The organism is Thaumasiovibrio subtropicus, assembly GCF_019703835.1.
Taxonomy (GTDB): domain Bacteria; phylum Pseudomonadota; class Gammaproteobacteria; order Enterobacterales; family Vibrionaceae; genus Thaumasiovibrio; species Thaumasiovibrio subtropicus.
In genome coordinates this window covers 1,726,736-1,752,511 of the sequence record NZ_AP023055.1, presented here as the reverse complement: position 1 = coordinate 1,752,511, position 25,776 = coordinate 1,726,736, and the positions used below count along the sequence as shown (strand labels likewise).

The following is a 25,776-nucleotide window of genomic DNA, read 5'->3' as shown; positions in this document are numbered from 1 at the left end:
ATCTGTCTGCTTGGATAAATGCCGCGTCTTATGCGGAAAATGGGTGTTGCTTTCTTCCCTACTCGGCAAACTAGCCGCTTGGTGGAGGCATGAAGAGCAAGTACACCTTCAAGTTGTAAAGGTATATTCCCATCTATCGAACGAATTATTTTTTTCTTAATCACACAAAGCTTAATTATTTGTTATCAAATGGAATTCTGTCGAGGCATGTAACACTTTTGCCTCTTATTATTACAGTCATTGCTTATGGTTGTGATGTTAAACATTGCCCAGGGTAATGCCTTGCGATTGGCTCTAGCCTGTGATGGGTTCTTTTGAAAAACTCCGATTAAGAATAGGAATTATTGTCGTTTACACGGGCTATTGAGTAGCTTATTATGAGCTAAACAACTAAATGAGCCATGTTGATATCCATATGAGTACTGTTGCGAACTATGTTGGCTATGTGCGTCGATCGCCGATGAACCATGCCCTTGAGGCGCATATAGAAGAAATACGCCATCAATACCCAACGGTTGAGATTGAGTTTGAGCGCGGTGTACGCGGAAATGTTATCGCAGCAGAGCGACCCGTACTGAAACCCTTGCTGGATCGTTTGTCCGCTGGGGACTGTTTGATTGTGTGGTGGATTGATTGTCTCGGGGGGCACGGAGAAGATTTGCTCAACAATCTCAATGTGTTACTTGCACGTGGGGTGGAAGTTCGTACCATTCATCACGATATTGTACTAAAGGCGGATGACCCCAGTACGGTGGCTCAACTCGCACTCTTAGCGGGTATGGCGAGTTTTGAGCGCAAGCGCCGTTTAGGCTTTGCTGAGGCTGGTCGAGAAGCGTTGCGTCAACGGCCACAAGAGTGGCAGCGGCGATTTCGAGGTCGGCGTCCAGATACCGCCCGCCATCATCGTATCGCAGCCCTACTGCTAAGTGGCTGCACATTACATGCGACGGCAGAAGAAGCGGGGGCAAGTGTCTCTACGGTGAAGCGTGTTAAAGCGAAACTCGTCGCGGACGGAAAAATGGGTGAAATGCGTGGTCGGGGTGAACCGAACACTATTCTGCCAGTGACAGAACAAGAACAATAATTTAAGGGTCGCAAATGATCGTAAAGAAAAAGCCAGCAATGAAGCCAAAACGTTTGATTGTTGAACGCAGTGAACGTGTGACACCGTATATGCAGCGGATAACGTTTTCAGGTGAAGATATTCGTCAGTTTCCCGCTGAGAGTTTAGGCGGCTACGTGAAATTCATGTTTAACGATGGCGGTGGAACCCACATTGAGATCCGAGATGATATGCCTCGCCCGACGTTGCGGACTTATACCATCAAAGCGCTGGATACAGATAAAGCTCGGCTGGTGGTCGACTTCGTTTGCCATGGCGATGGTGGCAATGTAGAGACATCAGGCGTTGCTGGTAGTTGGGCAATGCGAGTGAAGCCCGGAGAAAGCTTATTTGTTGGTGGCCCAGGTGTCCTTCAACCGATTAATATGGACACGGATTTTAAAGTATTTGCTGCTGATATGACGGCGTTGCCAGCGGTGTCAGTACAGTTGAGTAAGTTAGCGCCTGAAACGAAAGGTATCGCGGTCATTGAGGTCGCGACGAAGGCGGATGTACAACCCTTAGTTTCCCCAGAAGGCGTGCAAATTGTTTGGGTTTTTGCTGATGGTGAGCACGCGTTGTCGGAAGTCGTTCGCGATCAGGTATTACCTGAAAACCCGTCACTTACCGTGTGGTGTGCTTGTGAGTTTAATCAGATGCGAGCCATTCGCCGCTTTATCACCGATAACTATACGTTACCGCGCGAAAACACCTATTTCAGTAGTTATTGGAAAGAAGGGGTCACGGAAGATGGCCACAAAGTGTTTAAACGTGAAGATGCAGAATCGTTGAAAGCGCAAAGTTAACGCAAACGCCAGTCTATGCATGATAAAACAAAGCGGCTTACCTCGAGATAAGCCGCTAGATTCTATATCTTGTCTATTGAGGTGGCATTGAGTACACCGCAATGACAGACTTTGCATACGCATTGATCTCGCTATGTTATATTGTTGGGGTGTCTATTAGAGGGTGGAGTGGCTATTTGTGATCAGTTCAAAACTTGAGGAGCTTGACCTCAATTTATTGAAGCTACTAAGAGTCGTCGTTGAGACGCGAAACACTTCGCTTGCCGCTGAAAAGCTGGGGATTTCACAAACCAGTGTGAGTCGGGGACTTGCAAAGTTGCGTGAAGTTTTTGGTGATCAACTTTTTATAAGAAAAGCACACGGTGTTGAGCCATCAGAGTTAGCGGAAAGGTTAGCGGAAGCCTCTGAACAGATGCTTAATCCTATCATGAACGTTGTTGATTCTTATCAGCGCTTTAATGCCCTAGAGTTTGAAGGCCAAGTGACCATTGCATTAGAGCTCAGCCTTTTGGATATCTTTGGCCATGGTATTCATCAAGCGTTACACAAGGTGTTGCCGAAAGCGCGTTTAGAACTCGTCTATTGGCAAGAAGAGACCTTGCATCAGCTGCTAGACCGTCAAATCGATTACGCTGTGCAGTTCTCATTGCTGCCTATGCCGCAAGAGATTTACATGCATCATCTCTCTGATATAAAAATCTGTCTGCTAGCGCGTAAGGAACATCCAGTGCTCTCTCATTCTAGTGATTGGGAAGCAATTCATCAGCTACCTTTGGTGCTGCATAAAGTGAACGCGCTGAATTCAAAACGGCAACTTATCGAAGAGTTTTATTTAGATAATGGCTACAAGCCGAATGTGTGTTTGGTGAGCCATAGTACTTCAGCATTAGTGCATCATCTTGTTAATTCTGATGCCATCCAGTTTGGTAGTAGCTATCAAAGATGTCAAAGTGAGCATTTGGGTTGTTATTCTTTGCCCAAAATTCCCTCTCAGTATACCAGCTTTAGTATCTCAGGTTGCTACTTGCAATCGAAGCGTGGATATCCTCTGAATCAGCTTCTGCATCAATCTATCCAAACGTTTTTTGATTCAGTTGAACAACCTGAGATGCGTTAACAGAAGGGGGAAAGTGGTTCAGACTATCATCAGTCGAAGCACTTCCCTCCTAATGTAATAGGACTTAGAACTTGAAGCTCAATCCAACGGTAGCCAAATATTCGTCGCTCTCATAGAAATCAATGTTTGAGCGTGTAAAGTTGGCCCCTGCCAATGAAATCAGGCTCCAGTTATCCCAGCCTGCAAAGTCAGTATACTCATACGCGACAAAGAGTTTTATTTTGTCATCAGAGCGAGCTCGATGGTTGAAGGTGGTACTTGCGCCATCATAGTCACGATATGTGTAAGCACCTGTGAGACTAATACTTTGTCGATCAAACTGAGAAAAATAGGTTAACTCACCTTTGTATTGATTATAGGTTTCAGCCTTTCCTTCGGCATCAGCGTGGGTATACGCTAACGACGAAATAATGCCGGAATGCCCATTAAGTGGCTTTAGATACGCGCCTTTAACATAGTAAGTATGACTATCTCGAAGTAAGGTGCTGTCTGTAATCGCTTCATTGTCGATTTCGGTTTTGGCGTAAGCCATATCCAAGGATAAGCCTGACCCCATTATATCGTTGAGTTTAAGGCGAAACGCGTGTCCATCTACATCCGTTACTTGACGTTGTTGACCTAAAAGATAGGGATTCGACCATGCTTCTCCCTTTACGGCTGTTGGCAAAAATGCAACGTCAAGTTGCGTGCCGTTAATAAAGTCGTATTGATAGCCAATTTCGAACGCGAGATCGCCGACAGCAATATCATCTCGAGAGGTTCCAAGGTAAACACGATGATGACGAAGCTCACCCAAGTCGTAAGCGAGATGTCCCAGCGGAATGGCGACAAATTCGTCTTGGCGTTTGCCTTGATTAGAGTGATCTCGAAGCGTTGCGGGTGTATCGGTGTTCAAATTAGAGTTGGTAGAAAACACGCCAGTAGCAAGAGCAATTTCTCCGCTTAGTCTTGAGTCGCCATTTGCATAAATAGATGCAGAGAAAGTCGCGATGGTTAATAGCGTCAGTAAGTTTACTTTATTCAATTTCATTATTGTCTCTACTATTTCGGTATTAGAGGGAGAGCACAGCTCATTAAGTCGGAGTGATTCTTACTGAAATGACTATGTCTGACTATGGGTAACAGTTATTCATTTGTGAAAGTGCTGTGCAAAAAGAATAACTCATATTCATTGCGCTTGGATTAGGGCATTGCTAGCTTTTTAAAATTACTAAGTTGGAGTAGAAAATGTTTTATGATGACCTAGAAAGTGATTATGAGTTGAACATTTACATCAATGACCGTCCCTATATGATTGCCGATTTAGGTAGAGGGGAATGCACTATTTTTTTAGTTGATAGCACAAATACCAGCGATCACAGATCTTTGGTGGCGGGAGAGATAGAGCGAGCTATCATCGTTGATGCTTCACTCGCTTGGCAAAACTGCGTGGCGATGCTCTCGGCTGATGAGCTGTTTGATCTCGTCTCAGATATTCACTTACTCGTTGATATATATTGGTTAGAAAGCTTCAAAATCAAGGATCTATGCTCGGGTGGGAAGATATTTACTCCTCTTAAAAACAAGATCAACCAGAAACGGTTCAATGAATCATTGGATGAGTGTTTGACTTAAATAGCCTAGGAATACGACCAATGAAATATTATTTATACATTGAAGTGCTTATCTGGGGAGTCGTGTCGTTTCTTGCCCTTAAACTGGAAATTGCATGGCCACTGATGAAAATGTTGACAGGTATATAGATAGGATTTTCGTGTTTTATCAAAAATGAATATCTCTTATACATAGACTGATAATTTTCGATTAAATAATATCCTCCTATCAAGAGGGCACTTCGAATTAAATGAATTCGCCTGGTGGAATTGTCTTTTGCTAGAAATTAAAGAGAGTGAAATAATGAACTCGGAAAAGTTTACCCCGAAAGCAAAATCTTATTTCTTAATGAATAATATTACTGTGGCATTGCTGTTTTTAGTCGGTTGCCAGCCAGAAAAGGAATAGAAAGCAATGACGTAAAATTGCGACCGGCTTTGACAGAAATTGCAGCGCCTATCGAAATACAAGCAATGGCATTACATGGGGTAGTTCAGGCTAAATCTCGCGCTGAGTTGTCGTTCCCTAGCAGTGGTCGCCTTGTTGAGGTGTTAGTGGATGAAGGCGATACAGTTAAACAAGGGGAAGTACTGGCACGGATTGATCCAGATGAAGCCAAGAATAGATTGGCGTCAGCAACCGTAGAGTTGAGGACTGTTCGTGCAGAGTATCAAAGAGCAAAATCGATTTATGACACCAGTCAGGCGATTTCAAAAAGCCAACTGGAAGAGGTTGAGACGCGATTTCGGTTAGCAAACTATCGGTTGGATGAAGCAAGACGTTTGGTTGAAGATACTGAACTCTTGGCGCCATTTGACGGCATGATCAGTGAAAGAAATCGCGATAACCATGTGCTTGTACAGGCGAATGAAACTGTATTGTCACTGCATGATCTCTCGGTAATGGAAGTCGTTGTTGATGTGCCAGAGCACCTTATGGTTTCGGGTGATAGGCCTGAAAAAGTTGTGGCAGAAGTGCCTGCCTTGGGCAATGCCCAGTTCGAATTAGCCGTAAAAAACTATTCAACCCGCCCAGATCCTGTCACTCAAACCTATTCGGTCACTTTTGGGTTTGTAGATTTAGGGACGAGCACCCTGTTTCCAGGTATGGCGGTCAAAGTCTTTTCGCAATCAAGTAATCGCTTTAGTGATAGTGTTGCAGTGCCACTGTCTGCCGTGCTACCCAATAATCAAGGCGAACAATATGTTTGGGTTGTCACGGAACACAATGTATTAGAGCAGCGACTTGTAAAAACAGGCGCGTTACGGGGCGATAGAATTGAAGTTCTCGACCGTCTCTCACCTGGAGAGCATGTTGTTGTATCAGGGACCAATGGCCTTATTCACAATATGTCCGTCAGACCTGTTCTAGCGGAGTCGAATCAATGAATATTGCAAGTATAACACTGGCTAAGCGCACAAGTGTGTGGGTATTGATTGCGCTAACTCTGTTAGGTGGGTATCTCAGCTACCTGAACCTAGGTCGATTTGAAGACCCTGAGTTTGTTATTCGGCAAGCGGTCGTTGTGACGCCATACCCGGGCGCGACTGCACAGGAAGTGGCAGATGAAGTGACTGACATCATTGAAGGTGCGGTGCAATCTCTGCAAGAAGTTGATGAGATCACTTCAGTGTCAAAACAGGGGATATCTGAAGTAACTATTGAAATAAAGCGTCAGTTTTCCAACACAGATGCTGAGCTACAGCAAGTCTGGGATAAACTGCGCCGCAAAATTCATGATGCGACAAGGCAATTGCCACCAGGTGCTGGTCAGCCAATCGTGAATGATGATTTTGCTGATGTTTTTGCACAGTTCTATGCAGTGACTGGCGAAGGCTACACGGATAAACAACTTCAAGATTATGTCGATGAGTTGCGTCGAGAGCTCGTTTTGGTACCGGGGGTATCGAAAACGGCAACATTGGCAGAAAAGCAAGAAGCCATTTTTGTTGAGATCTCGCATAGTCGCTTGAGCCAACTCGGGCTATCCGTCGATGAGATCTTCCAAGCACTGCAAAAGCAAACCCAAGTGACGGTGGCTGGCTCATTGCAAACAGAGCAAATGCGTGTTGCAGTGGTGCCAACCTCATCGATTCAGACGTTCGATGATTTAAAGCATCTTCAAGTCGGTATTGGTGAGCGAGGTACTGTCGTGCGCCTTGGTGACTTAGCTGCGGTTGTTCGCGGTTATCAAGAGCCATCATCTGTGCTTATGCGTTACAACGGAATGCGAGCAATTGGCCTTGGCATTTCAAACGTTGCGGGCGGCAACGTGGTTGAAATGGGTGACGCTGTTACCGCACGGATCTCTGAGCTAGAAAGTCAGCGCCCAATAGGTATTGAGCTACACGATATTTCGATTCAATCGGAGTCGGTAAAGGCGTCGGTTGCAGATTTCATCAATAACTTGATTGCTGCCGTCGTGATTGTGTTTGTCGTATTACTCTTTTTCATGGGGGTCAGAGCTGGAGTCATCATCGGCTTTGTCTTAGTACTGACAGTCGCGGGGACGCTGATCGTCATGCTGATTGATGATATCGCGATGCAGCGAATTTCCCTTGGTGCTTTAATCATTGCCTTGGGCATGCTTGTTGATAATGCCATCGTTGTCACAGATGGGATGCTAACACGGTTTCAGAAAGATCCATCCGCTGATCGTAAGAAGATCGCTGCAGACGTAGTTGAAGAAACGAAGTGGCCACTGTTAGGCGGAACGATTGTTGGTATTTGCGCATTCAGTGCGATTGGTTTGTCGCCATCAAACATGGGGGAGTACGCTGGCACACTCTTTTGGGTGATTTTGTACTCGATGCTGTTGAGTTGGGCGTTGGCAATCACCGTGACGCCGATGTTGTGCCATGACTTCATTAAAATCAAAGAAGCAAAGAGCGATCAGAGTTCAAGTCGTCTATCAATTTTTTATCAGGCAGCACTCAATAAGGTACTTCGTCATCAGAAAAAGAGCATTGGTGTCATGATTGCTGTATTCATCGTCGGAGTGCAAGCCTTTGGCTATGTGCCGCCCGGTTTTATGCCTGAGTCTCAGCGAGAGCAGTTTGCAATCGATGTCTATCTACCACAAGGTTCAGATATTTCTCGCACTGAAAAGTTGCTGTTAAGTATTGAAGAAGATATTTGGGAAAAAGAAGGGATAAAAGGGACCACAAGCTTTATTGGCTCTGGTGGGCTACGTTTCATGCTGACTTACGCGTCAGAGCCGCAGAACCCAAGTTATGGACAGATTCTGGTAGATGTAGACGATTTTAATCTTATAGAAACACTGGTTTCGGAGTTGCAGGTTGAGTTGGGAGAGCGTTATCAAGACGCGTCAATCAATGTGTGGAAGTTCATGTTAGGCCCGGGGGGCGGTAAGAAAATTGAGGCGGCCTTTCGTGGTCCGGATAGCCGCGTGTTGAGAGAGTTAGCGGAGCAAGCGAAAGTTGTGATGCAACGCAATCCCAATCTGGTGGCTGTGCAAGATGATTGGCGTCAGCAAGTGCCTGTATTAACACCCGTTTATTCAAAAGAGAAAGTGCAACAGTTCGGGTTGACAGTGCAAGAACTCAATCTTGCCATCGAGCAGACATTGTCAGGCCGACGCGTGGGTGTATATAGGGAGGGCAACGATCTTGTCCCTATTGTTGTTCGGGCACCTGTTGAAGAGCGAATGAGTGAGTACGCAATAGAAAACACGAGAGTGTTTAGCTCAAAAGTGGGGAGTTTTATTCAACTGAGTCAACTGATTGAGTCAAGTCGTGTTGAGTGGCAGGATGCGATGATAAGGCGTGTCGATCGTGTGCCGACCATTATGGCGCAAGCGGATCCTATTGCTGGTGTGTTGACGTCAGTCGCGTTTGACTCTATTCGCCAAGAGATTGAAAGCATGCCGCTGCCTGTAGGCTATGAGCTTACTTGGCATGGTGAGTTCAAAGAGGCACAAGAAGCTGACGAGGGTCTGATGGCAGCAGCGCCTTATGGCTTTGGCGCAATGATTCTGGCGGTTGTATTCATGTTTAATGGTATACGACAAGCGCTTGTGATTTGGTTGACTGTGCCGTTAGCGATGCTAGGCGTGGCGATTGGACTCATTCTGTTCCAAACGCCTTTTGAATTCATGGCAACGTTAGGTTTCTTGAGCTTAATCGGTATGATGGTAAAAAACGCCATAGTTCTCGTCGATCAAGCTGACAATGAAATTCGAAGTGGGAAAAAGCCCTATGATGCTATTATTGATGCCGCTATGAGTCGAGCGCGTCCTGTGATATTGGGAGCCTCAACAACCATTTTAGGTGTTGCGCCATTGCTGATTGATCCGTTCTTCAAGAGTATGGCTGTGACGATAATGTTTGGGTTGCTGTTTGCAACGGTGTTGACATTGATTGTCATTCCTCTGAATTATGCAGTCTTCTTTAAAATTAAACCCGATGATAAAGAATAACGTTAACTGAAATTTAAATAAAAGCCTGAGCAGTGACTCAGGCTTTTCATAAATGAATATCTGATATCCATTCGCCTTACTCCTTCGATGACTTATCATTAATACGCTTTAATAATGGCTTGGAGTATTACCATTAATGTAATGGAGTATATGTACTAAGAGAAGGGACTGCTTCTTATCAACGAGATACATATTTATTAGTGAGCAGAAATGAAAGTTCTTATTGCAATTTTTTATTAATCTCTTCCACCGCTTTTGCAAAAAATAGTGATATATATAAAAAGGAAAGCTGGGGAGTTGGTATAGGGTATCGTACTACGAATGTTTTATATGACACCGATGAGGGCCATGTTGGCGATGTTATTCCACTTTTGTTTTATCAAGGTGAAAACGTCTATTTAGACGGACTCTCAGGTGGTGTCTATATTTACCAAGGTGAAAGATTCTCATCTGGATTAGAGGCCAAGGCTAGACTATTTGATTTACCTAAGCGTTATCAGAATCTTATACAAGCAACTCAGCTTGATTTTGGTGGGGGGATCACCTTTCACTACACGCCTGAAATGGATATTAAGTTAAGCTTGCTCTCTGATGTAGATGGTCGTACTTACTCAGCATTATCGACACAGTATCAAATAAATGGTGGTCGCTGGGATGCGCAGCCATTCGCAATGATTGAGGCCAAAAGTAGTCGATTTAATAATGCTTACTACGGGCTATTTCATAAAGATATAGGTTCTGGATTTCAATATACCGCGGGCATTAAAGGCAGATATCAGTTATATGAAAACTTATATGCGGTAGGAAAAAGCAGTGTAACACTATTGGATGGTAAAACGTATAGAAATGGTGCGGTAAATGAACGTGTTGATTGGGATGCGTTCTTAGGGGTAGCATTTTTTAATTCTCCTGGGCAGAAGACACACTCGCAGCTAGACAATAAAGCGTATATTCGCATGGCCACTGGTGTTGCAACAGAGTCTAGCTTTATGGATATCCTTGGTTTTCATAATAAGACTGACCCGAATAGAAACAAAATGAGTTCGCTTTTCTATGGTCACCCTATAGCGGATAGTTTATTCGGAATGCCTATCGATTTTTATTTAACCACAGGTTATGTGCATCATCATAAGTCAAATGTACAGAGTAGTTTCAGCGAATATGTATTGGCGATAAAAGCTTACTACACATTTAAATGGCCTACGCGATGGCGACTCGGTTTTGCCGAAGGTGTCTCTTATAGTGAAAAAATCAGTTATATAGAGCACAAGGGGGTTATGAATAATGGTTACTACCCAAGCAGATTCATGAACTATCTTGATCTTTCTGTTGATGTGAATGTTGGTGATCTAATTGGGAATAAAACCCTAAGAAATTTATGGCTTGGTTACAGTGTTCATCATCGCTCTGGTATTTTTACACAGTCTTCAGCGTTCGGAAGGATTAAAGGGGGGAGTGATTACAATACCTTATACTTGCAGTGGGACTTTTAATCGCGACTGCTCTATAAATCTTATGGTATGAACATGTCGTGTTTTACAGCTCGGCTCTGAATAGAGCTGAGCCATTCCTTCACACCTTTACCTTGAACTCGACGCGCTAGCCCGTTTCTGAATCCCGCATCTTGAGGTGGCTTCCGTGTATTGGATGGTTTTTCTCACACAGAGAGGCAGAACCCACCTATCCTTATTATTCATCTACACTTTTAATGACAATTCACGGTTTCGCGGAGTAAAAATGAGCCGACTTGTTACTTACTCAGATGACGCCTCAGCGGAGCTCGCTGCGGATAGTGAGCATGCGGCAAGCTTCTATAAACAGCTCTTTTTGCTTCACGAGATCTCCATCGAACTCTCCAGAGCACAGTCGTTAGATGACTTATATCGCCTTGCCGTGACCGCCTGCCTCAATCACCTAGAAATTGACCGTATGGGCATTTTGATGATCGACAAAGAACGAGACTGGATGATAGGGACGTGGGGTACCGATGAAGTCGGTAACGTGCGTTCTGAAGCGGATTTTGCCGCCCCCATGCTGGATGATATTCAAGAAGTGATTCGTGAGATGTCCACGAAAGGCAAAGTGTGTGTTTGGCATGATAAAGAGTTGTATGAGTTCAGTGAAGAGGCGGGTGAAATCAGCACTGTAGGATACGGGTGGAATGCCGCACTGGCGATTTGGGATGACGAAGAGGTGATCGGCTGGATAGCGTGTGACAATTTACTCAATCATAAGCCGTTTCAGACCTATCAAAGTCACACATTACGGTTGTTTGGCTCTTTGCTGGGAGAGTTCATTAAGCGTCTGCATGCGGAAGAAGCGATCAAAGAGCTCAATGATGAACTCGAAAATCGCATTTTGGCGCGCACGTTTATGCTGTCGAGTGCGCAAGAAGAGCTAAAAAAAGTGAATGTGCAGTTAGAGCAGAAAGTGTTGGAGCGAACAGCGTTGTTGCACGAGAAAACGAATCGCCTGCAAGACACATTGGACAACTTGCAACATACGCAAAGCCAGTTAATTGAGGCGGAAAAGCAGAGTGCGATGGCAAACCTCGTTATGGGCATGGCGCATGAGCTAAATACACCGCTCGGCAACATAAAAACGGCAGCCAGTCTGCAGCCAGATATCTTCCAAGATTTGCAACGTGCGTTAGATTCAGGCCAGTTGTCACGATCTAAGCTGGTAGAGAGTATTCATCTTGGTCTGGAGTCTTATCAGATCATTGATCTCAATATCATTAAGATGGCTGACTTAGTGGCGGAGTTTAAGCGTCTCTCTGTGAATGAAAATCAGAGAGATTGGAGTGAAGAAGTCCAAGTTGGTATTTGGCTGGGACAAGCTGTCAAAGTGGCGTTTGAGCGCTTCGAGGGGCTGTATAGCGCCAAGGTTTCTATCGATGTTTACCCGGAAGATGCTCGGGCGAGTTTCAACACGTGGCAAATGGGACAAGTGGTCGAAGACTTGGTATTGAACGCGCTTGAACATGGCTTTGATAATCAGGTTGAAGACCGTATTTCCATTCAAGCGACCGTCACCGCCGTAGAGCTAAAAATTAAGTTTGAAGATAACGGTCGAGGCGTCGCTGAGGATATTGAAGGCAAGATGTTTGATGCCTTTGTCACCTCGACACGTGATCGCGGCTCTAAAGGATTAGGGCTTAACTTAGTGTTTAATCTGATTACACAAGGGATGCGAGGTGAAATCCGCCACTATTGTCCCCCCAGTGGCGGTTGTGGCTTCATTGTTTCCTTGCCGTTAATGGTTGAGTTGCCTCGCGCGCATTGAAGGCAACAATGCCCCGTTTTGATTAGGCATCGCGTGTTGGCTTTTTGAACTGATGCTCTTTGGTTTCTTTTTGCGCTTTCACTTCGGCACAGTATTCCGCTGTCGGTCTAGCCAAGAGTCGACGAACACCAATGGGCTCACCAGACTCCAAACAATAGCCGTAGTCTCCCTGACGTATACTCAAACCGCCTCAAGATGCAGGATTCAGAAGCGGCCTAGCGCGTCGAGTTCAAGGCAAAGGTGTGAAGGAATGGCTTTCCCCTTTCAAACACCTTTAACGCAGAAATCGGGGCGCTAGTCGCTTCCCGAAGGGCGAGTTTTCTAGGCTCGCCACCGTCGTTACTGTTTTTTGATTTAGTCCACTAGATCTTCAAAACAGTGTCTTGTTGACAAGCCTAGAAACTCTCGCTGAACAAGCATCTTGAGGTGGCTTGAGTATAAGCGAGTAAGAGATTGCTGGATCTTGGGGAGGAGCTTCTGCTCTCTGTCGATGATACGCAGCGCTATCATGGATTGTTCCTCGCTGGAGGCGCGATCCAGCTCATCGCTGAATCCCATCGGCGCTTCCATCTCTTCTTTTGCGTGCTGGATATGATCGCAGGTCGCCTCATAAAGATCTAAAAGTCGTTGTTTGAAAAAACGCTGTTGCGCTTCGTTCATGTAATCTGACTCTGGGGCTGATAGGATTTCTTCTTCTGTCATGACAGTGGTTATCGTGTCGCTCATCATCACGCCTCTAAAACAAGTGTTATGTTATAACAATAAGTAAAAGATTAGCATATCTTCTCATGCTTGGTGCTTAACTTAATTCTGCTATAAGTCGCTCTATCCCCTTTTCAATCTCGTCAAATGAATAGTGCGTAAAGCCAAGCAGCAGCCCGTTGTATTCGCCATCATTTGAAGGAAAGCGTGACAAAGGAATCGGATTGACCGCATGCCGGGATAGCCTTTCGGCGACCTGTTTGTCTGGAATGTCAGGGTTGAGATGGAAAACAAGGCTCATTCCAGCATGGTGAATCGCGGGCTTACCATAGCGAGATGCGCGTTCTTTCAGTAACTGCACAAGGTATCGGTACCGCTCAGCATAATGGCGTCTTGCGCGCCTGAGATAGCGATATAAATGCCCCTCACGAAGAAAGTGCGCCAATGGTTGCTGAGGCATGACAGTAGCGCTAGTAGAGGTGCTCTGAAGCTGTTGCCGAAACGGGGTAATGAGCGTGGGCGGTAAGATTAAGTACCCTAAGCGAAATTGATTTGAGAACAGCTTACTAAAGCTGCCAAGGTAAAGGGTTTTGTGATGATGGTCTAAGCTCGCAAGGGCTGGGATAGGGTGGCCTGCGTATCGAAACTCGCTGTCATAGTCGTCCTCAATCAACCAATGGTCTGGGTGGTTTGCCCAATCAATGAAAGCTTGTCGTCGCTGTGGATGCATAGCGCCGCCTAAAGGGTATTGGTGCGACGGCGTAATGACCGCAAGGCGGGTATTTGCGTTAGGCAGTTGGGCGCCGTGATTGTCGATAGGGAGGTCGTCAATGTGCAAGTGTGTGTCTTCTGCGTGCCGGTGAATCGCGGCGTAGCAGGGCGACTCAATACCCACTTGTATCTTTGGTTTAGCAAGCGTTCGAAAACAGAGCGCGATACCCGCTGTTGAACCCGCTGTGATGAGGATTTGCTCAGGCGTTGCATCGATACCTCGCCAATATTTTACGTAGTTTGCAATTTCTTGCCGTAAATCCCATTGACCAAAGAGATCATCGCAAAGCGTGAGCTGTTGGGGTTGATAGCGACAAACATGGGCAACACTAGCAGCCCATTGTCGATGAGGAAACAGCGACATATCGGCTTTCCCCGGTACTAACAGTGGCTTCGCCTGCGCTGCATGAGGCTTTGGAGTCGCAGCATGTGATGAGGCGAGAGGGGAGGAGGGAGGATTGAGTTCACTGTGACTTACCGGGCAGAGATAGCAGCCTGAACCTTGCTTACTCTCAATGTAGCCCTCAGCGGTGAGCTGGTCATAGGCTTGAACCACGGTCGCACGAGAAATTCCGAGCTGTAAGGACAGTGCTCGAGTGGAGGGGAGGCGGAAAGGCGCCATTGCGCCACGCGACACCTCTTGCGTCAGTGATTGATGCGCAAAATGGCGAATTTGATGGCAAAGCTGCTCAAACAGTGGCGCGGAAGCGGTTTTGTCAATGTGAAAGTGGAGAACGGCCATGCACTTCCTTAAATTGGACTGGTCAAATACTCAATAACTGGACATTATCACCATGCCAATGCGGCGGCAAGATAGGGGTGTTTTCTGTTGTTATCCACCACTGTTTTACGGGTGTAGTTGCAGCAAGTTAGTTGATAAAAGGAGTCTTTGATGAGCGAGTGTGTTTCCAACCATTTAGATCAACCAATTGGGATCGCCATGCCCCGTTGGCAAGCCGTTTCTGTGCCTAACGCGATGTTGTTAGAAGGTGACTATGTTCGACTTGAGCGGATTGATCCCGCTGCGCATGGTGATGACCTGTATGCCGCTTATGCGATCGATACCGATCTCAGGATGTGGACTTATCTTTCTGTCGGCCCATTTAATGAGCGTGTCGCGTTTCAGCAGTGGTTGCAAGAGGTGGCACAGATGAATGACCCTTACTTTTTCACTGTGGTAGATAAGCGAACGGGTAAAGCGTTGGGGGTATTATCGCTGCTGCGCATTGACACTCGCCATGGCGTGGCAGAAATTGGCTACGTGATTTTTTCCCCTCAGTTACAACGCACACGCCAAAGCACGGAAGCGTATCACTTAGTGTTGTCTTACCTGTTCGATGAGTTGAAATATCGCCGCTGCGAGTGGAAGTGTGACAGCTTGAATCACCCTTCACGCAATGCTGCTGAACGTCTAGGGTTTGAACATGAAGGGACTTTTCGCCAAGCGATTGTCTATAAAGGGCGCAATCGAGATACTGCGTGGCATTCGCTACTGGATCGCGACTGGCCAACGCATCGACTTGCGCAGCAGAGATGGTTAGCGTCGGCCAACTTTGATGAGGGTGGGCAGCAAATCGCCCGTTTGAGTGAACTTTATGCCTCAGTGTAGCGGTGTCTGCATTGACGTGAAAAAGCTAGCCAAGGTTGGCTAGCTTTGTTTATTGTTGGCAAGCGCGAGATTAAAACCGTTCAATAATCACTTTGGCCAAATAGATACCTTGCTTTTTGTCGACAAAAGTCAGTCGTATTGGCTCTCCCCACTCGCCGAGCACAGCGTCGCGACCGACGATTTTATAGTCGCCGTCAACGTAATCAACGTAAGCGAAGTCGAGGTAAGGTTGCCCTCTCTTCTCTGTTACCGTGTAGTTTAAGCTTACTCTGTTTTCGATTGATGATATGTGCTCATAACCGAAGTCGTTTTCAGTTTGAAGGACATAGGTACACAGGCAATCGTCTCGATAAGAGAGCATGTCAACCTCAATGCTGTAGTCGTAGTTAATGCTGGCACAGCCACTTAGCCCGATGAGACACATTAAGATAACCAGTATTTTCATTGTTGTGCCCCTGTCGTGCGAGGATCATTGAGTGAGTTGAGCGAGAGCGCATCTAATCGTGCTTTGCATTGAGACTGAGCTTTGGGATCGGCAGTCTGGGTACAGATAGCCTGTGCCTGTTCATAGGCGGTGGTGGCTTGTTGTTTTTGATTCAGAGCGAGGTAACCTTGGCTTAGTTTGAGATAAGAGGTGGCCATTTCACTTTGTACTCGGTTAGGCGTGCCTAACAGCCAGTCGATGTGCTGCTGTAAGTGATCCATGCCTTCAGAGTAGCGATTAAGTGCGAAAAGCGTGTCGATTTTCAACATGACGACTTCGTTGAAGTGGTATTTCTTAGACGTGCTATTGTGACTAACTTGCTCAATGAGGTCATCAATGCCTTCAACGATCACGTGATAGTTTCCGTCTTGAGCAAGAGAAAGGTAATTCAGTATCTCAGCATGAAGGCAAGCATGATGCTGAGGTCGGTTGAGTTCATCACAAACAACAAAGGCATCGTCGAGGAGTGAGAGGCGTTGTTCGTGGTCATCAGATTGACGAGAAAGCGTGAGGGTGTGGGCCAGTCCGTTCAATCTTTCTATTTGATTCTCGGGCCTGAATTCCGCCTGCATGCTGAGTTGGGTTAAAGCGAGTTCGTAAGCGATGGCTTGATGGCCGAGCTGTGATTTAAGGTGAGCCAAATCGTAGGTGAGATCTGATGCAGATAGGAAGTCTGAATTCTGAATTCGGGGCCAATTGAGAAGCAGGTCATAGATGATGTCGTGCGCTTGCTGATAGTGACCTTGTAGATTTAGCCTACTTGCCTTCCGAAACGATAACAGGGCGTCTAAATCGGTATAAGGTGCTGGCATTTGCTGGCTAATGGCTTGCATTTCATCTAACAATGCGACAGAACCCTCTAAGTCATCGAGTTGCTCAAGGGCAGTGGCGAGCAGGTACTTCACATAAATGGTTTCATAGCTAGCGTAACCATAGTCAGCAATCACTTCATTTTTGATGGCCTCCAACACTGGACGCGCTTTTTGATAATCACCATCGTTGATAAGCTGCATCGCTTTAGTGAGTTCCTGATGACAATCCTCGCTGGCTGCACTGGGCGGAGTGGCAAAAAGTGCAGCGATGAAGATAAAAAGAGAAAGAACATTGAAAAATTGTATGGGCCTGTGTTTTTTCGCCCTGATATTGGTCATGAAGAGAGTGCCTTTGATCGCCTATTTAAGTGCTCTAGGCTAAGGTGCTGGTGACTAAATCGTCAATAAATGCAGGGGGATTGTTGAAGAGTGTTGCGCTTTGATACAAGCAAAGTCACGACGTAGACTTTTGTGACAGCGGTGTCGCCTATTTCTATGAAAAATAACTACTTTTTTAGATGTTTACCATGATTTAGGTATCGATAATTCATGTTGTTATATCGATTGCTTATATGAATCAAAAACCGATTCTTTAAAGTTATGTGACTGGTAATCTGTGTGTTTGCATTTATCCAGCTTAGATAAACTTGGCATAGTATTAGGGAGAATAGTGGTGTCGCTAGAGTTTTTGATGATGTTTACAACGACGGTGTTCGTGGTTTCGATTATTCCTGGCCCAAGTATGTTGTTGGCGTTGACGCATGGCATGTCATACGGCGTGAAGCGCGCTGCATTTAGTGGTTTAGGTAATATTTCCGCGACAATGTGCCAAGCGATCATCTCAGTTATTGGTTTAGGCGCGGTTCTCGCAGCCTCAGAAACCGCCTTTATGATCATTAAGTGGGGCGGAGCAGCGTATCTTGTTTATATGGGCTATAGCATGTTGAAAGCGGCGCGACTGAGCGGTGGTGCAGATGTGCAAGTCAGTAGAGAGCCTGTCACAGCAACGCGGTTGTTTGTTCAAGGTGTGTTGGTGACTGCGGGTAACCCGAAAGCGATTGTTTTTTTTAGCGCGGTGTTTCCGCAGTTTCTCGATACTTCGCAAGGGGTTTGGCTGCAATCGACGGTCATGATTGCTATTTGTATGGCGGTTTCGTTTTTCTGCTTCATGCTCTACGCGGTGTGCGGTAAAAAAATTGTTTCTCTCTTTTCTTCCTCGTCTGCAGGTAAATTCTTGAAGCGCTTGATTGGTTCGACATTTATTGGCTCAGGTATCGCGTTAGCAGCGAGTCAACGATAGAGGGCGCGCCATGGCAGATAAAACCGCTTCCGATCAAGCGATATTGTGGCGACAATATTATGAAAAAGTCTCGCTAAAGCCCCATCGTCCCATCACAGAGCGTGCCGTAGCGAGTGATCAGTCTCGATATCCGGTTGCCCTTGACGCGGGATGCGGCACGGGCAGTGACCTCGCTTATTTGTCACGGCACTACGGGCAAGTCTATGGCTTTGATGTAAATGATGATGCGGTTCAGTTGTGCCAAACGCGCTTTGAACCGCAAGACGCTGTCCGTGTGGAACAGGCAAGCTTTGAGCATTTTGACTATCCCGCAGTGGGCGTACTGTTGGCGCATTCGAGTTTGTATTTTGCTGCGCCGCAGCGTGTCGAGATGGTTTGGCAACGGATGCGTGACGCCATCATGCAAGGGGGCGTTTTTGCGGGTGATTTTCTGGGTGTCCGAGATGATTGGGCGAAAGGATCCCATCATGTGACGAGCCCATTCTCGATGCGACAAGTTGAAAGGTTGTTTGATGGCTTTGAGCTCTTAGAGTTTGAAGAGCGTGATGAACGAGGTATGACAGCCCTCGGCCATGAAAAGCATTGGCACACGTTTACGGTATTGGCGCGAAAGCGCTAACCTCTTTTGCTAGCTGACCCATTACCTAGCGTTACTGCATTATTTGACGGTTTGAGATTGCTGTATTTCGGCATACAACGTCTGGGCAGCTTCAAAGTCAAATTGCTCCAACGCCTCGGCCATTTTTTGAATATCATCAATCGTCCAAACCCCATAGGTACTGATGGTTTCGAGTAAGGTTTGGGCGTTGACATCATAGCTCTCAATCGCGGCCTCAAATTCGGTATACAAGCTTGCTAATGTGGCTTTGTTCATCGGGAGTTTAGTGATATTGCTTGCTGAATCGTCGCTATTCGTGCTGGATTTCCAATCTTGGTAGCTCTCTAAAGCGAAGTGTAACGAGTGTTGTACCTCATGAATAAGGTGGGGTGGCGGTGGTGCTTGATGTTGAAGGAGGTCTTCAAGTTGCGCCGCAAGCGCATTGAGTTTCATCGCACCTAGGTTGGCAGAAGAACCTTTCAGCGTATGCGCCAGACGTTGTGCCGTTTCCCAGTCGCCCGCGGCAATGTCGTCATCAATGGTTTGGAAAAACTCGCTTTGAGATTGAAGGAAGTTCTCCAATATTTTCCAGTACTTAGCCTCATTGCCGCCAAGTCGCTTAATGCCTGCATGCACATCGATACCGGGTAAATCGGGCAGCTTATTGGTCATACTCGAGAGCGAAGGCTGAGCTTTTTGCGGTGCGGTGGCCGGAATGGTTGATGAAGGCGCAATGTATGCGCTGAGCTTTGCATAGAGTTGATGGATATCGAGGGGTTTGGCAATGTGATCGTTCATACCAGCGTCTAAACAACGCTCGACATCGACTTGCATGGCATTGGCTGTCATCGCAAGTATGACGAGATCCTGATGCTTGGCATTGAGACGGATTTTCTTTGTCGCGGTAATGCCATCCATGACGGGCATTTGCATATCCATCAGCACCATTTCATAGGTCTGTTTCTCGAGTTTCTCTAGGGCGATGAGGCCATTGTCAGCGATATCAATGTTGAGCCCGACCGCTTCTAACACGCCTTTGGCAACCTCCTGATTTGTTTCATTGTCTTCGACCAAAAGGAGGGTTTGTCCGTCGAATTGAGGCAGTTCATACTGGTTAGCCGGTTTGGTGTGTTTCGCGAGATCAACGAGACCATAGGCGTCCATAATGGCATCGAGTAAGTTGGAAGGATTGACTGGTTTGATGATCAAGCCATCGACGAGGTTTTCTATCTCGGCATTGAGTCCAACTTCTCTGCCATAGGCGGTGACCATAAAAATTTTCGGCATCGATTTGTGTGGCTGTTCGGTGATTTTCTTGATCGTTTCAACGCCATTCAGCCCTGGCATGTTCCAATCGACGAAGATCATGTCAAAGTTTTCTGTCTCCAAAGTGGCTAGCGCCTCCGCACCACTGGCGACGGCCTCGGTATCAAAGTGCATCGCATTCAGGAGTGACAGCATGATGTAACGAGCAGAGTCGTTGTCGTCGACAACGAGTACGCGTTTGTTGCTTAACGACGCGACAGGTTGGAAGATCTCGCGAATCTTCATCTCTTGTAAGCCACATACCACGCTGAAGGTAAAGTTAGAGCCGCGTCCTTCTTTGCTTTCAACACGAATTTCTCCACCCATCAGTTCAACCAGGTGTTTACTGATACTCAAGCCCAGGCCTGTGCCACCGAAACGTCGTGTGATGCTGCCATCTGCTTGAGAGAAGGCATTAAAGAGACTGGCTTGCTTCTCATCAGAAATGCCAATGCCAGTATCTCTGACAGAAAAGTCGAGGACCACATTGTCATCTTGGCGACGGTTGAGTTTAACACTAACCACTATTTCTCCGTGCTCGGTGAACTTGATCGCGTTGCCGCAGAGATTGACCAACACTTGTCCGAGTCGCAAAGGATCGCCGATAAGCGCGGGTGGAATCGCGGGGTCGATATCGAACAGAAACTCAAGAGATTTTTCTTGGGCTTTAAACGCCACAATGGTGGCGACGTTGTCCATGACATCATCGAGAATGTAATCAATATGCTCAATGGCGAGCTTGCCCGCTTCAATTTTCGAGAAATCGAGAATGTCATTGATAATGCCGAGGAGGCTCTTTGCGGAATCATTGATTCGACTGACATAACGATGCTGTGTGTCATTCAGGTCGGCATTGAGGGCGAGATGGGCCATACCGAGAATGGCATTCATGGGGGTGCGAATTTCATGACTCATGTTGGCCAGGAATTCGCCTTTTGCGCGGCTCATGTCATCAGCCGTTTCTTTCGCTTCACGTAACGCGATCTCCATTTGCGTTTGTTCAGTGAGATCATGTAGTAGGCCGACAATACCTGCTACCCGCCCTTCCGCGCTCAAGAATGTCGCTTCATAGACTGTCATGTTGCGGGTTTCTTCACCAATGGGCAGATCAAAGGTGAAGCGATTGCTACCCGGTTCAGCAAGGAGAATCGCTTTGCTTTCATTAAAGTGAGCACCAATCTCTTCATTGAAAAGCGTTTCAGGTGATTGACCAATGATATCGACTTCAAACATGCCAACCAGGTCGGCAAATCTTGCATTAATGGTTAAATATTTACCCTCAGGGTCTAGGCAGTACATTGGGTTGGGGGTGGCATCCAAGATCTCTTTGTTCAGTAATGACTGCTCTAGGACACGTTTTTCGACGGCGCGTTGATTCTCGAAGTTATTCAGCAGCTGGAGGCTGACACTCAGATCATTAAGAATTGAGATTATCCATTCATAGCGCAGGCTGTTCAGTGCCTCGACACAACCAATTTCCAATAAACCAAGCGGTTTGTCATTGATAATCAGAGGGAAGTAATGCAGCTCTTGAAGTTCGATAGTCCCACCATTGAGTTTCACTGTATAGGCGCCGTTGAGTCCGCGCATGGAGTGATTTTCTTTGGTGTGCAGGACGCTGACCTGCGTGGTTGACGGGTGACTATAAACGTCGCGTGATTTGTCACCGTAGCCAATGCCTGCGATGCGGGTTAACTTGGGGTCTTGCCAATCATAAAAGCCGACCATGACTGCGTTTAACTTGTGGCGCAAAAAGCTGGTGACGTCGGCACTCAACTCTTCTGGCGTTTGGCTATTTCTGAGAATGATGTTGAAGTCTTTCACCATGTTGTTGCGTTGCATCTGCGAGGTAATGCGCGCGAAGACGCGGTTGAGTGCGGTGATGAACTGGCGAATTTCACCATGGGCTCGTTGCTGTATTTCGATATCAAAGTTGTCGCTTTCGACTTGCTTCACCACCGTATTGAGTAGGCGAGACAGGGGATTGATATAAAAGCGCATGAGCAGCAAGAGCGAGAGAATGGTACTGAAAATAAGCAGTGAAACCACTACCATTTCATAGTGGGTTAGCTTGGTGGCATCGGATTGCACACCTTGAAGAGAAAGCTCAAGTCGCTTAATGATGGATTGGTTGGCATTACTGATCGCTGCCATGATTTTCGCTTTCTCGTTGAAGTAGGTGTTGCTAAACAGCAGGGCTTGCGCGTGTTGGAGATCGGCAGTGCCAGTATCGACATAGTTGCCGAACGGATCGAGTCTAAACCCTTTGATGGCTTGAAAGGCTTCTTCTTCTAGATTGACTAAGGCATCTGAGAGCTCTAATGCTCGGCTGAGATCCAGATACTCCTGTTCATTGATGCCCGAGAGCTTGATGCGCTCAAGCAGGGTAGGAAAGCGCACGATGTCATCTTGTCGGTTTGGGACAATAAAGAAGGGTTGCGCGGCTTTATCCCAGAAATCAGTGTGATAATTCTTTGGCAAGGGAAGGTAGCCGTTGCGAATATTCAGCACATAATAGAATAAGTCCGCGTAGCGGTCATTGCCTGTCACTGCATAGGCACGGGCAAATTTGGTGAGATGATCTGAGCTCTGTTTGAGCTCTTGAGAGAGCAGATAAAAAGAGGTGCGATAGCGTTGGATATCATGCTCTTCTTGAAGTTTCTGTGCTGTGACGACAATGGTTGCACTGAGTATCAAGGTAAAGATGATCATTAATCCGAACAAAATAAGGAATAACCCTCGGATTGAGCGCATTGTCTTCTCCATCTAAGTTGTGTGTCACACAACGGAAGGCTTGATTTTGAGAACCTGCTTCTATATTGAAACAGTACATCTTGAGTATAGGTTATCTTTCATGGGTATTAATTCTTGCTACTTGATTCTTTTGATGCGCTAAAAAGCATAAAAATAAGATTAATGCCTATACTCAAACCAACTCAAGATGTTTGTTCAGCGAGGTTTCTGCGTAGAAACGAGCGTTGTGGCTGGGAGGGATAACAAGCGCGTCATGATAAGTGTAGAAAACAGTACTATTTTGATTGTTGATGACAGCAGTGAGAATTTGGCGTTTCTAACTCAAGGCTTGAGTGATAGCTATCAGTTAAAAGCGGCCAAATCCGGTGTTGCGGCGCTGAAAATCGTCGAAAAGTTTCCGATTGACCTCGTATTGCTCGATATTGTGATGCCGGAGATGGATGGCTATGAGGTGATTCAGCGCTTAAAAGACCATCCTGACCATGCCGATATTCCAGTCATTTTTTTAACGGGCAAAGACAGTTCTGATGATGAAGAGCGGGGCTTTGCCTTGGGAGCGGTGGACTATATCAACAAGCCTGTCAGCCCTACCTTATTGAAAGCAAGGGTGAAAACTCACCTACAGAACAAAATTTCTCGCGATATTCTTAAAGATCAAAAGCAGTATTTAGAAGAAGAAGTGAAACTGCGCACGCAAGAGCTGACGCGCCTCCAGAATGCCACCGTATTGGCGCTATGTAGTCTTGCTGAAACGCGCGATCAGGAGACGGGCAATCACATTATTCGCACGCAGAACTACGTCAAAATGATCGCAAAAGAGTTGGTAAAAGAAGGTAAGTATGTCGATAGATTGACGAGCAGTTACATTGAGCTGCTTTATATTGCCGCGCCGCTACATGACATTGGAAAAGTCGGCATTCCAGACAACATTTTGTTGAAGCCGGGTAAGCTGTCGCATGATGAATTTGATGTGATGAAGGGCCACACAGGGATGGGACTGAAAGCGCTGGAAGCGGCAGAGGAACACTTGGGAGATGGCATTGGTTTTATCTCGGTAGCGAAAGAGATTGCGGCTTGTCATCATGAAAAGTGGGATGGTTCAGGTTATCCGGAAGGATTACAGGGGCAACAAATCCCATTAAGTGCTCGGTTGATGGCGGTTGCTGATGTTTACGATGCCTTGATCAGCAAGCGAATCTATAAAGATGCGTTCCCCCATCAAAAAGCGATCAACATCATACGTGACGGGCGTGGGAGTCATTTTGACCCTGATATCGTGGATGCATTCTTAGCGATTGAAACAGATTGTCGTCATTTGGCGGAAACGTACAAAGATTAGTTTTTCAGTATGGCTAGCTTATCCGTCATTCGTGCCTTTTTTTACTTTAAGTTCCCGTAAATACCACTCGAAATGCCCTGCCGTATTAAGTAATCAGTATGTTAATAGCGTCGAATACTCACGATCTCTATGTGTTAAATACATAGATCAGTCATTAAACATTCCATTAATGAATTCATGTTTTTGTGTTGTCATATCAATATTTCTTCGAATAGTTGTTTGTTATTAAATCTCTCTTTGGTATTTATCTCTGTGTAAGCAAGGGTTGCGTAACGTGACATTTTGTTTCTGATTGCGTGTTTTTACGTTAAGAGAGGAAGTAATGTTAGAGCTGTTGATTGGATTGGCGGTGACGGTAGCGGTTGGATATTTCATCGTAAAGGGGTATCGACCAGCAGGTGTGCTGTTGACTGCCGGTATCGGATTATTGATTATCACGGGTGTGCTGGGACACACAGTACTCCCCAGTAAGGTTGACCCAACGGGCAATGTACTGACAGATTCATTAGAGTATGTGAAGTATATGCTGCAATACCGAGGCGGTGGCCTTGGGTTACAAATTATGTTGCTGTGTGGCTTCGCGTCTTACATGACACATATTGGTGCAAATAACGTAGTCGTTAAACAGTTCTCTAAACCTCTCTCCTTTATCAAATCGCCCTATGTACTGTTAGTTGCTGCTTACATTGTTGCTTGTTTGATGTCATTGGCCGTGAGTTCAGCGACCGGACTTGGCGTGTTGTTGATGGCGACACTATTCCCAATGATGACGGCGATGGGGATTTCTCGTCCTGCCGCCGTTGCAGTCTGTGCCTCTCCGGCGGCGATAATTTTGTCACCGACGTCAGGTGATGTGGTTATTGCGGCGGAGAAATCAGGGTTAGCACTGGATGTGTTTGCGATTCAAACCGTACTCCCTGTGTCATTCTGTGCTATCGCAGTGATGGCCGCTGCGGCCTTTTTCTGGAATAAATATTTAGACAAGAAAGAGAACACGCCTATGGAGCGTGTCGATGTGTCTGAAATGGAAGTGAATGCGCCTGCTTATTATGCCGTGTTGCCGTTTTTACCGATTATTGGTGTCTTCGTCTTCAATGGGCGTACGATTGATGGTTTGTACTTAGACATCTACACCATTGTAGTGCTTTCTGTGTTCGTCGCGGCCATTGTGGATTTTGTTCGCAAGCGTTTCGATGGCCAGAAGACGTTGGAAGACCTCGAGTCGTGCTATGAAGGGATGGCTGATGCCTTCAAAGGCGTCGTTATGCTGTTAGTTGCGGCAGGTGTGTTTGCCCAAGGGCTGATGTCTATTGGTGCAATTGATAACCTGATTGGATTGGCTGAAGCAGCCGGCGCTGGCGGCGTGGCCTTGATGCTCATTCTGACGGGATTGACTGTCGCGGCTGCGATAGCAACGGGGTCGGGGAACGCGCCTTTCTATGCGTTCGTGGAACTCGCGCCATCCTTGGCAGCAAAAATGGGCTTAAATCCGGCGTTCTTGATTATCCCGATGCTGCAAGCGTCGAACTTGGGCCGCACCATTTCGCCTGTCTCTGGGGTCGTGGTAGCGACATCAGGAATGGGTAAAATTAGCCCATTTGAGGTCGTGAAGCGAACGTCTGTCCCTGTGCTTGCTGGGTTAGTGACGGTGATACTGGGTACACTGGTCTTAGTTCCAATGGCTGCTTAATACGGGATGGCGTGAGGATACTGTGCCTCAATCTATGCCTCGGATAGGCGAGCATCGTGGCGTGTTGGCGA

The 25,776-nt window shown here is 46.4% G+C and carries 20 protein-coding genes; 13 read left to right on the top strand and 7 right to left on the bottom strand.

From position 1 onward, the window contains the following. Positions 1–415: 415 nt before the first annotated feature. The 3 genes from TSUB_RS24100 to TSUB_RS24090 all read left to right on the top strand — a co-directional run bounded on the left by TSUB_RS24100 (position 416) and on the right by TSUB_RS24090 (position 3,025). A complete protein-coding gene (locus TSUB_RS24100; protein WP_159064754.1) occupies positions 416–1,084 on the top strand; it encodes a recombinase family protein in 669 nt (222 codons plus the stop codon). 14 nt (positions 1,085–1,098) lie between these two features. Next, on the top strand, positions 1,099–1,908 hold the full coding sequence (locus TSUB_RS24095; RefSeq protein ID WP_087016389.1) for a siderophore-interacting protein: 810 nt from the start codon (positions 1,099–1,101) through the stop codon (positions 1,906–1,908). Between the two features lie 178 nt (positions 1,909–2,086). Then, positions 2,087–3,025 carry a LysR family transcriptional regulator gene (locus TSUB_RS24090; protein WP_246616496.1) on the top strand — a complete coding sequence of 313 codons (939 nt, stop codon included), beginning with the start codon at positions 2,087–2,089 and terminating at the stop codon, positions 3,023–3,025. 64 nt (positions 3,026–3,089) lie between these two features. Here the strand turns inward: TSUB_RS24090 and TSUB_RS24085 are convergent, their stop codons facing one another. Next, the gene (locus tag TSUB_RS24085) at positions 3,090–4,055 is read right to left on the bottom strand and encodes a DUF2860 family protein (protein WP_087016388.1); all 966 of its coding nucleotides are present in this window, start codon (positions 4,053–4,055) and stop codon (positions 3,090–3,092) included. Between the two features lie 197 nt (positions 4,056–4,252). Between TSUB_RS24085 and TSUB_RS24080 the strand changes: the two genes are divergently transcribed. The 5 genes from TSUB_RS24080 (at position 4,253) to TSUB_RS24060 (ending at position 12,341) form a co-directional block, all read left to right on the top strand. Then, positions 4,253–4,639: a hypothetical protein gene (locus TSUB_RS24080; RefSeq protein WP_087016387.1), complete on the top strand. Its 387-nt coding sequence runs from the start codon at positions 4,253–4,255 to the stop codon at positions 4,637–4,639. A gap of 404 nt (positions 4,640–5,043) precedes the next feature. Further along, on the top strand, positions 5,044–6,006 hold the full coding sequence (locus tag TSUB_RS24075; RefSeq protein ID WP_221274616.1) for an efflux RND transporter periplasmic adaptor subunit: 963 nt from the start codon (positions 5,044–5,046) through the stop codon (positions 6,004–6,006). After that, complete coding sequence (locus TSUB_RS24070; RefSeq protein ID WP_087016314.1) at positions 6,003–9,056, top strand: efflux RND transporter permease subunit; 3,054 nt, start codon at positions 6,003–6,005, stop codon at positions 9,054–9,056. The genes TSUB_RS24075 and TSUB_RS24070 overlap by 4 nt, the downstream gene beginning before the upstream one ends. 200 nt (positions 9,057–9,256) lie before the next feature. Continuing rightward, positions 9,257–10,549 carry a MipA/OmpV family protein gene (locus TSUB_RS24065; protein ID WP_221274615.1) on the top strand — a complete coding sequence of 431 codons (1,293 nt, stop codon included), beginning with the start codon at positions 9,257–9,259 and terminating at the stop codon, positions 10,547–10,549. 244 nt (positions 10,550–10,793) lie between these two features. Then, positions 10,794–12,341: a sensor histidine kinase gene (locus TSUB_RS24060; protein ID WP_087016310.1), complete on the top strand. Its 1,548-nt coding sequence runs from the start codon at positions 10,794–10,796 to the stop codon at positions 12,339–12,341. A gap of 22 nt (positions 12,342–12,363) precedes the next feature. Here the strand turns inward: TSUB_RS24060 and TSUB_RS24055 are convergent, their stop codons facing one another. The 3 genes from TSUB_RS24055 to pdxR form a co-directional block, all read right to left on the bottom strand. After that, the gene (locus tag TSUB_RS24055) at positions 12,364–12,525 is read right to left on the bottom strand and encodes a TraR/DksA family transcriptional regulator (protein ID WP_246616495.1); all 162 of its coding nucleotides are present in this window, start codon (positions 12,523–12,525) and stop codon (positions 12,364–12,366) included. 170 nt (positions 12,526–12,695) lie between these two features. Continuing rightward, positions 12,696–13,067 (bottom strand): TraR/DksA C4-type zinc finger protein, encoded by a 372-nt coding sequence (locus tag TSUB_RS24050; RefSeq protein WP_246616494.1) that lies wholly within the window; start codon positions 13,065–13,067, stop codon positions 12,696–12,698. 73 nt (positions 13,068–13,140) lie between these two features. Continuing rightward, positions 13,141–14,556, bottom strand: coding sequence for a MocR-like pyridoxine biosynthesis transcription factor PdxR (gene pdxR / locus TSUB_RS24045; RefSeq protein ID WP_087016308.1), 1,416 nt, complete (start codon positions 14,554–14,556; stop codon positions 13,141–13,143). 150 nt (positions 14,557–14,706) lie between these two features. On the opposite strand from pdxR, the gene TSUB_RS24040 reads away from it, so the two are divergent. After that, positions 14,707–15,423, top strand: a complete 717-nt coding sequence (locus TSUB_RS24040; protein ID WP_087016306.1) for a GNAT family N-acetyltransferase — start codon at positions 14,707–14,709, stop codon at positions 15,421–15,423. A gap of 70 nt (positions 15,424–15,493) precedes the next feature. Here TSUB_RS24040 and TSUB_RS24035 read toward each other — a convergent pair whose 3' ends face one another. Both TSUB_RS24035 and TSUB_RS24030 read right to left on the bottom strand, forming a co-directional pair. Then, complete coding sequence (locus TSUB_RS24035; RefSeq protein WP_087016304.1) at positions 15,494–15,868, bottom strand: hypothetical protein; 375 nt, start codon at positions 15,866–15,868, stop codon at positions 15,494–15,496. Then, positions 15,865–16,920 (bottom strand): hypothetical protein, encoded by a 1,056-nt coding sequence (locus TSUB_RS24030; protein WP_159064749.1) that lies wholly within the window; start codon positions 16,918–16,920, stop codon positions 15,865–15,867. The genes TSUB_RS24035 and TSUB_RS24030 overlap by 4 nt, the downstream gene beginning before the upstream one ends. Positions 16,921–17,392: 472 nt before the next feature. Here TSUB_RS24030 and TSUB_RS24025 point away from each other — a divergent pair, with 472 nt between their 5' ends. Then, positions 17,393–18,019: a LysE family translocator gene (locus tag TSUB_RS24025; RefSeq protein WP_087016300.1), complete on the top strand. Its 627-nt coding sequence runs from the start codon at positions 17,393–17,395 to the stop codon at positions 18,017–18,019. Between the two features lie 10 nt (positions 18,020–18,029). Next, the gene (locus TSUB_RS24020) at positions 18,030–18,638 is read left to right on the top strand and encodes a class I SAM-dependent methyltransferase (protein WP_087016298.1); all 609 of its coding nucleotides are present in this window, start codon (positions 18,030–18,032) and stop codon (positions 18,636–18,638) included. A gap of 39 nt (positions 18,639–18,677) precedes the next feature. Here the strand turns inward: TSUB_RS24020 and TSUB_RS24015 are convergent, their stop codons facing one another. After that, the gene (locus tag TSUB_RS24015; RefSeq protein ID WP_087016296.1) at positions 18,678–22,676 is read right to left on the bottom strand and encodes a response regulator; all 3,999 of its coding nucleotides are present in this window, start codon (positions 22,674–22,676) and stop codon (positions 18,678–18,680) included. Positions 22,677–22,929: 253 nt separating this feature from the next. Here TSUB_RS24015 and TSUB_RS24010 point away from each other — a divergent pair, with 253 nt between their 5' ends. Next, positions 22,930–24,015: an HD-GYP domain-containing protein gene (locus TSUB_RS24010; protein ID WP_087016294.1), complete on the top strand. Its 1,086-nt coding sequence runs from the start codon at positions 22,930–22,932 to the stop codon at positions 24,013–24,015. A gap of 322 nt (positions 24,016–24,337) precedes the next feature. Continuing rightward, on the top strand, positions 24,338–25,705 hold the full coding sequence (gene dcuC, locus TSUB_RS24005; protein WP_087022363.1) for an anaerobic C4-dicarboxylate transporter DcuC: 1,368 nt from the start codon (positions 24,338–24,340) through the stop codon (positions 25,703–25,705). Positions 25,706–25,776: the final 71 nt, after the last annotated feature.